This window comes from Okeania sp. KiyG1, assembly GCF_014132355.1.
In the GTDB taxonomy this organism is placed as follows: Bacteria; Cyanobacteriota; Cyanobacteriia; order Cyanobacteriales; family Microcoleaceae; genus Okeania.
On the sequence record NZ_BLZO01000124.1, the window covers coordinates 47,262 to 53,261 of the forward strand.

At 38.0% G+C, this 6,000-nt stretch carries 4 protein-coding genes; 1 reads left to right on the forward strand and 3 read right to left on the reverse strand.

The window, feature by feature from the left end; translation table 11 throughout:
- Window positions 1-626 precede the first annotated feature (626 nt).
- Window positions 627-2,024, reverse strand: a complete 1,398-nt coding sequence (locus SAGCYANO_RS30035; RefSeq protein ID WP_202223411.1) for a ferredoxin:protochlorophyllide reductase (ATP-dependent) subunit N — start codon at window positions 2,022-2,024, stop codon at window positions 627-629.
- Window positions 2,025-2,418: 394 nt separating this feature from the next.
- On the opposite strand from SAGCYANO_RS30035, the gene SAGCYANO_RS30040 reads away from it, so the two are divergent.
- Window positions 2,419-2,577, forward strand: coding sequence for a hypothetical protein (locus tag SAGCYANO_RS30040; protein ID WP_202223412.1), 159 nt, complete (start codon window positions 2,419-2,421; stop codon window positions 2,575-2,577).
- A gap of 236 nt (window positions 2,578-2,813) precedes the next feature.
- On the opposite strand, the gene SAGCYANO_RS30045 is transcribed toward SAGCYANO_RS30040, so the two are convergent.
- Together SAGCYANO_RS30045 and bchL are read right to left on the reverse strand one after the other, a co-directional pair.
- A complete protein-coding gene (locus SAGCYANO_RS30045) occupies window positions 2,814-4,205 on the reverse strand; it encodes a DUF5331 domain-containing protein (RefSeq protein ID WP_202223413.1) in 1,392 nt (463 codons plus the stop codon).
- 39 nt (window positions 4,206-4,244) lie between these two features.
- On the reverse strand, window positions 4,245-5,111 hold the full coding sequence (gene bchL, locus SAGCYANO_RS30050) for a ferredoxin:protochlorophyllide reductase (ATP-dependent) iron-sulfur ATP-binding protein (protein ID WP_202223414.1): 867 nt from the start codon (window positions 5,109-5,111) through the stop codon (window positions 4,245-4,247).
- Between the last annotated feature and the right edge of the window lie 889 nt (window positions 5,112-6,000).

Below are 6,000 nucleotides of genomic sequence, written 5' to 3' on the forward strand. Positions count from 1 at the left end.
GAATACTAGATTGTAGGCTTATTTAAAAGAAGTGATTTTGATTTTAGATACAACATTGGCATCATACCTTAATGTACAGAGTATGATACAAATCCCTGAAACAACGCAAGCTCGTGAAATATTTTGTAATAATTCAGAAAAAATGAGATTTTTGTTATTAATACAAACAATGTTAAAGCTGATTTAGATTAGTAAAAATTATATATAAAATTTATCTTAAGTATCGTTTGAAGTTAATAGATATTAGAGCGATCGCTTGGTTATAAATTTATTAATAAATGTCGATTTGATGAAGTAAATAGTTATTCGGTTTTAGGAACGATATATTTTGTCAAACTATTCAAATATTCCCTATCTTGGCAAAATTACAGTGCTTTTCAAATTGATGAACCACATCTTCACAAGCAAAACCTTGTAGGGACTTTCCATGGAACGTCCCTACTGTGGTCTATCCAAATGAAAACCGCTGTATAATAATTTCTCTAGTGGGAAATTTGTCTATGAAAGGGGAGTTATCTTCTACTTCCCGACTCAAAGAAAATTAGTAGAGCAAGTAAAACCCACCCTACTATTTTGACAACTAAACTCTACAATTTAGGAAATATTTCTACCCAAAAATCTTTCAATTAAACCTGAGCCTCTTCCTTTACCAACTTATCCCAACCTAAATCTTTTAAAGCATGATTTCGACGCAACGGACGAGTTACTAATTCCAAAATATCACGAGCATTTGTAAACCCATGAATTTGAGCAAAAGTAAACTCAACAGACCACTTAGTATTAATCCCTCTCGCTTCCAAAGGATTAGCATGAGCCATACCAGTAATTACCAAATCTGGCTTCAATTCATAAATTCTTTGAATCTGATTATAATTATCAGGTTTCTCAATAATCTTAGGCAAAGGTGCACCCATTTCGTTACAAGTTTTTTCTAACATTTCCAACTCAGCTTTTTGATATCTTTTATCCATATAAGGAATACCAATTTCTGAGCAAGTCATGCCACAACGAATCAAAAAACGAGCCAAAGAAATCTCCAGCAAATTATCGCCCATAAAGAAAACAGACTTACCACGAATTAACTGAATATAGTCCTCCAAATTATCCCAAATTTGCTTTTCTCGTTCTGCTAACCCTTTGGGTTCAATACCAAAAACAGAACAAATCTTCTCAATCCAAGCCCTACTTCCATCTGGTCCTATAGGGAATGGCGCACCAATTAATTTACACTTACGACGACGCATTAAAGTAGTAGCAGTCCGACTCAAGAAAGGATTAACACCTGCCACATAATATCCCTCTTCAATAACTGGTAATTCTGTGTAATGTTTAGCGGGCAACCAACCAGAAACTTTAATCCCTTGCTTCTTCAATTCTAAAGTTAATTGAGTTACAACTGGGTCTGGTAAAGAGCCAAATAAAACCAAAGGTGGATGCTCAACATACTCAGATTCTTCCGCAACAACTTCCTCTTTTTTCTTGCCAAAACTTAATAGTTTTTGTATCCCACTTCTTTCTTCTTTTTCCACTTCAGGAGCTTGATTAGGACAACGAGCTGCCATTGCTGCTAAGACAGTATCTTCCCCTTGAGTAAAAGCATAATCCAAACCATTAGCACGAGCAACCACAATCGGAATACCAATTTCTGACTCTAATTTAGGAGCCAAACCTTCCAAATCCATTTTGATAATTTCAGTAGTACAAGTGCCAATCCAAACTATCACACTGGGGTTCCGGTCGCGCTTAATTTGTAAACATAAACGTTTCAATTCATCATAATCATTTAACTTAGCTGAAATATCACCTTCTTCCAACTCAGCCATAGCGTAACGAGGTTCAGCAAAAATCATTACTCCCATAGCATTTTGTAAGAAATAACCACAAGTCTTAGTACCAATTACCAAGAAGAAACTATCTTCAATTTTTTGATAAAGCCAAGCTACACAACTAATCGGACAAAAAGTATGATAATTACCAGTTTCACATTCAAAAGTTAAAGCTTCAGGTGTAACAGTATTAGTCATAAAAAAATACTCCTATTTATCAATAATTTTTGTGGGAAAAATCAATATTCATGCTAGTAAAAAGTCAACTTTATATAGCACTAAAAAAAAGTGTGAGGATAGCTAGAAAAGTCTATAAATTGACAGGTAATAGGTAATAGTTTTGAGTTAAGTAGATAACTGATTTCTAATCGCTATGTATTGAAATATAGCAAGGAACGAGTTGGTATTTGACTTATGTTAATGATGAACCTTAGACAGAGAAATACTTTTCCCACTGTTGACAGATGAGCTGTTGCCTATTCCCTGCTATAGCATTGATAAATTACATTTTTTTGAACTGTGTTTTTTTGAGTAAAAGAAATCATGCTTGATACTAATACCATTTCAAGTAGCACAGGCATAGAAATCAATAGTGAATGTAATTTTTATATCTGCTAAAAATCAAAACATAGCAATTGAAAAAGGCAGAAGGCAGGTGGCAGAGGGTAGAAGGGGCAAGTCATTTCAGTTATCAGTTATCAGTTATCAGTTATCAGTACCTCTGCCAAAAGTCAGAGGCTTGAAATATTGAACTTTATTTTTTTTCACCCCCTTTAAAGGGGAGGCTTGAGACCTTATTTTTTGGTCAGAAAGGGATTCAGACCCATCCAGACTTGGAGCCACTGAACGAAAGTTCAGTGGGAGTCTTAAACCCTTACTCCCTTTGGTCGTAGCAGAGGGCAGATAATAGAAGCCTTCTGCCTTCTGCCTTCTGCCCTCTGCGTTCCCCCGATAAAACAAACCAGTCAATGTCAATTTTCCTATTGTTTAACCCAACAAACCTTCAAGATCGTCATCATTAGAAGACTTTTTATCTCCTGCTAAAGAATCTAGATCGGCCTCATCCAAATCTAGGTCATCTCCATCCAGATCGAGGTCCAAATCTCCTAAATCATCAGAAGACAAATCACCAAATTGATTATCATCTCCCAAGTCACTAAGATCCATATCACCTAGATCGTCCAGTCCAGACTCATCCAACTTCGCCGATGTATCCTCAAAGGGATCGGGAATATCTTCTGCGATAAAGTCAGAGCTATCTTCTCCAAGATCGAGATTGTCAGAACTATCTCCATCTATATCGCTGAAGTCCATACTACCCAAGTCATCTGCTGATTCTGCTGCTGACTCCATTCCCAAGTCCAAATCATCATCTGCTTCTGAATCAGAATCCAGTCCCATATCCAACTCATCCGCTTCTGACTCCATTCCCAAGTCCAAATCATCATCCGCTTCTGGGTCAGAATCCAGTCCCATATCCAACTCATCCCCTGCTGAGTCCATTTCCAAGTCCAAATCATCATCCGCTTCTGGGTCAGAATCCAGTCCCATATCCAACTCATCCGCTTCTGACTCCATTCCCAAGTCCAAATCATCATCTGCTTCTGGGTCAGAATCCAGTCCCATATCCAACTCATCCGCTTCTGACTCCATTCCCAAGTCCAAATCATCATCCGCTTCTGAATCAGAATCCAGTCCCATTCCCAAGTCCAAATCATTATCCGCTTCTGAGTCAGAATCCAGTCCAATATTCAACTCATCCGCTTCTGACTCCATTTTCAAGTCCAAATCATCATCCGCTTCTGGGTCAGAATCCAGTCCCATATCCAACTCATCCGCTTCTGACTCCAGATTTAACTCGCTCTGGTCATCATCAAGTACATCATTAGACTCCAGATCCAATCCTGAAGCTAGTGCAGCAGCGTCACCGACAGCAGCAGCTCCACCTATCACTGCTGCTCCACCTATCACTGCTGCAGTACCCAAATTATTAGAATCTTCATTCTGGTCTGGCATAATTGGGGAATAAGATGCTGGTGACTCCTGAGCATCATCAGTCAATATTGATGTTGATTTGTCTATGGAAGAATCTGGTTTTTTACCTATGGCAATATCTGGGTCAAAATTTAACCCTAAAACTTCTATTAAACTATCTGCATCTGCCTTGAGTTTGGAGAAAGGCAACATTAATGCCTCTAACTCTGGTTCCAGGGCATTGAGAATTCCCAAGATAAGGTATGACACAGGTCTCCTTCCTCCATCCGGAGTCTGGACTGTATTTTCATCTGTCATGTGCAGTACCAACCATGGGCGATTTTTTTGGTAGTAGTGCAGCCATTTTTGTTTGAGGGACGTTGATAATTGTTCAAAGAAAACCATGACTTCTATATTTCCTTATCCTGAGAAGAGCTAAATCTATTAAACCATCATCAGGTCAAGCTTCTCATCCTCTGACATAACTTCAGGCTTACTAGGATTTAAGTAGAAATCAGACAGTAAGGAGAATAAATCGCGATCAAGAGATTCATTGGGCACTACTCCTTCTGGCAATGCCAAAATTTGGTCGGCAATGTTCAGGTAATAGTTACAAACGTATTGGAGTGAAGGATCGTTTTCGGCCATTTCAAACAATGTTTTGCCCTTGACGCGAGAAACTCTAATATCTTCAATTAGTGGTAGGACTTCTAGTACTGGCATTGGTACGGCTTCTATATATTTATTGATTAGGTCGCGCTTGGATGTACGATTTCCTATTAGGCCAGCTAAACGAAGAGGGTGGGTGCGAGCTTTTTCACGGACAGAGGCGGCAATGCGATTAGCTGCAAAGAGGGCATCGAAGCCATTATCTGTGACGATCATGCAGTAGTCTGAATAGTTGAGTGGAGCTGCAAAACCACCACAGACTACGTCACCGAGGACGTCAAATAGAATGACGTCGTATTCGTCAAAGGCATTTAATTCTTTGAGTAGTTTGACTGTTTCGCCGACAACGTAGCCACCACAACCTGCTCCAGCGGGTGGTCCACCTGCTTCTACACAGTCTACCCCACCGTAACCTTTATAAATGACGTCTTCTGGCCATATGTCTTCGTAATGGTAGTCCTTTTCTTGGAGAGTGTCGATAATTGTGGGGATGAGAAATCCTGTGAGGGTAAATGTACTGTCGTGTTTTGGGTCGCAACCGATTTGTAGAACTTTTTTACCTCGTTTGGCTAAGGCAACTGAGATATTGCAGCTTGTTGTAGATTTGCCGATGCCGCCTTTTCCATATACTGAGAGTTTCACTTTTTTCTCCTAGATAATTTTTAATTTAGATGAGGCTTAAGAACTTTTATACTAAGCTCAAGTTTTGCTTATGGAGCTGCGCGCAGGCAACAGCTACCGCAAGTCAAAAGTCAAAAGTCAAAAGTTTAGAAGTAATCCGTGACTGAGTTTGAGTGTTTATTATTGCCTTAACCGATTTCCGTATTGCTATAACTTATGCGCAAACTGTTAAGTTTTAGACGGCATTTTCCTCAACATTTATCGACAACTGTGGACAAAATGGAGTTATAGATATAACCGTCTTTTTTATGTACAACTTTTAATTTGCTCATATTCACACTTTTGGCTTTTTGTCCTGGGACTGTGAAGTTAAAACTATTTGACTTTGAGCGAGGATTAACTCTGCCAACTTCCCCTGTTTCAATATTCAATGCACGGAAAGCGTCTAAATACTGAAGTTGATTTTTTTTCATCCTCTTATCAAGGGGGAGCTTTAGACCTTACTTTATTGGTCAACCTATTTTTTTTGGCTTCTCAAAAGAATTATTGTCTAACTTCACTACAAAAAAAAGAGGGGCAATATTTATCAGATGCTGTAAACGTAAGCATTTAGATTGAATATTTTTTAAATTTAATTTTTACTGTCATTAATTGCTTTTAAGGGAAATTTATTAGCTTATAAATTATTTTTGTAGTTTATTTTTTATAAAAGGTAACAATATTAAAAAATTAGGTATTGAAGAATTTCAAGACAAATTTTATGGTTCAAATTAAGGTGTTCGGAGACTTTGAGATGAAAAGGGTTCTCTGATTTGCTCCGATCATTAGGCGATCGCCCAATAGTAAATTCAATTATTTAGGAACAAAATTGCCCAAGGTTAATTTTTATAACAAAAAATTTGATTAGTCC

Excerpts from the sequence above, each read along its gene's own strand:
- SAGCYANO_RS30035 (WP_202223411.1), bottom strand. The coding sequence starts at position 2,024 with ATGACTAATACTGTTACACCTGAAGCTTTAACTTTTGAATGTGAAACT.
- SAGCYANO_RS30045 (WP_202223413.1), bottom strand. The coding sequence starts at position 4,205 with ATGGTTTTCTTTGAACAATTATCAACGTCCCTCAAACAAAAATGGCTG.